This window comes from Paracoccus sp. SSJ, from assembly GCF_030234105.1.
Taxonomy (GTDB): Bacteria; Pseudomonadota; Alphaproteobacteria; order Rhodobacterales; family Rhodobacteraceae; genus Paracoccus; species Paracoccus denitrificans.
On sequence record NZ_JASSPE010000065.1, the window covers coordinates 1 to 1,508 of the forward strand.

Annotated in this window: 3 protein-coding genes; all 3 read right to left on the reverse strand. The window is 64.8% G+C overall.

The features are described 5' to 3' along the window. Positions 1–209 precede the first annotated feature (209 nt). The 3 genes from QPR87_RS23720 to QPR87_RS23515 are packed head-to-tail and all read right to left on the reverse strand — an operon-like array spanning position 210 to position 1,435. A complete protein-coding gene (locus QPR87_RS23720) occupies positions 210–440 on the reverse strand; it encodes a spore coat protein U domain-containing protein (protein ID WP_350310477.1) in 231 nt (76 codons plus the stop codon). After that, positions 344–1,057 (reverse strand): fimbrial biogenesis chaperone, encoded by a 714-nt coding sequence (locus QPR87_RS23510; protein ID WP_285051568.1) that lies wholly within the window; start codon positions 1,055–1,057, stop codon positions 344–346. Before QPR87_RS23510 ends, QPR87_RS23720 begins: the two co-directional genes overlap by 97 nt. Positions 1,058–1,069: 12 nt before the next feature. Next, entirely contained in the window at positions 1,070–1,435 is a 366-nt protein-coding gene (locus QPR87_RS23515) for a Csu type fimbrial protein (protein WP_285051569.1), read from the reverse strand. Between the last annotated feature and the right edge of the window lie 73 nt (positions 1,436–1,508).

The window sequence follows — 1,508 nt, forward strand, 5'->3', positions numbered from 1 at the left end:
GCTCCAGTCCAAGAATATCGCCCCGCATCCCCACACCCGCATAAGACACGTCATTAACGACGTCACTATGCACGTGCCTTAATCCATCAGCCCAAACTCAGGCAGGCGGTAACAATCGGGCCGTTACCAACGATCCGCGCTTGAAGATACATCTCAACCACAAGGCTCCCGGACCCAGGTGCTCGCAGGCATGTTGCGGTCAGCCCGCCTCAATATGTCACCGTCACGACCACCGTGTCCGAATAATTGCCGGGCGGCGGAGTGTTCTGGGGCGGCACTCTACCGTGGACCGTGAATGTCTGCGCCATCCCCGAACCGGCCGGGCAGGGCCCGCCGGCCATGGCTAGCGTGCGGCAATTCCCGCATCGACTGCGCCAAGATTGGTTTGCGCCTTCACCCGCGCGCCCGTACCCAGACGCCCCGCCGCTGCCACGGGCCATTGCATCGTCGCGCCCCCCAACACATAGCCCACCAGACCGGGATGCGAGACCGACGCGCCGCTTGCCCCCGCCAGCGTCAGATCGGCCAGCCGCAGCCGCGTGTCGCCTTGGTTCTGCACCACCAGATAGGTCGCATTTCCGGCGTTACGCAGCGTCCACGCCACCGCAGGATTGCTTGCGCCCCGCCCCGAGAAGAACACCGGGATGCGCAATTCGGTCGCAAAGTTCACGGCACCGCCGCGCCGGTGGGCTTGGTCCGGGACCTCGTTGATGATGATGCGATAGGCTTCCTCGCCGCGCACCGGCGCCTTGCTGGTGCGGACCACCCGGATGATCTGCGTCGCCCCCGGCGGCAGGCGCACGGCTGGTGGACTGACCACCACGTCGCCGGTGCGCTGCAGGCTTTCTTTCCCGCCCTGCTGGATCCAGCGAAAGCTGCGCGCTTGCGCGGTCATCGTGTCCCTACCCTCGTTGCGGATGGTCAGCGAGGTGGCGGCGCCCGGCGCCTGGACATCAAGCGTGACCGGCGAGACGCGCAGGCTTTGCGCCTGCATCGGGAGGGTCGAGGCAAAGGTGATTGCGGCGGCAACGAGACCCTTGCGAAGCAGACTGATCATGGTGCCGGTCCTTCAATAGGTGAGTGTGACCGTCACGGTGTCGCTATAGACACCGGGCGCCGGGGTGGTCTGCGGCGGAACGCGCCCATAAACCGTATAGGACTGCGTGGCCCCGGTGCCTGTGCCCGATTGAGTGTCAGTGCCGACGGTATCGCCCCAGTTGGCGGTATGGCCGGCATCGCGGAACAGTTGATAGCTGACCGTATCGCCTCCCGAGGCCATCTGGCGCGTGGTGATGGTCGCCTCAGGCCCGACGCCTTCGTTCAGGCCGATATCATAGGGCGTGGAAGCGGTGCAGGCGACCTGCAGCGTCGTGGTCGCATCGTAAGCCTGCGGTGAGGGCCGTCTGCTCTGACTTAGCAAATGGTCGTAAGGCATTGCCTTATGGCATGCGCTTCAGTTGTTTCACCAATCGAGATCTTCGCCGCTGATGAGGCTGGCCGTCGTCGGC

Coding starts and splice junctions, on each gene's coding strand:
- QPR87_RS23510 (WP_285051568.1), bottom strand. CDS start 1,057: ATGATCAGTCTGCTTCGCAAGGGTCTCGTTGCCGCCGCAATCACCTTT.
- QPR87_RS23515 (WP_285051569.1), bottom strand. CDS start 1,435: ATGCCTTACGACCATTTGCTAAGTCAGAGCAGACGGCCCTCACCGCAG.
- QPR87_RS23720 (WP_350310477.1), bottom strand. CDS start 440: ATGGCCCGTGGCAGCGGCGGGGCGTCTGGGTACGGGCGCGCGGGTGAA.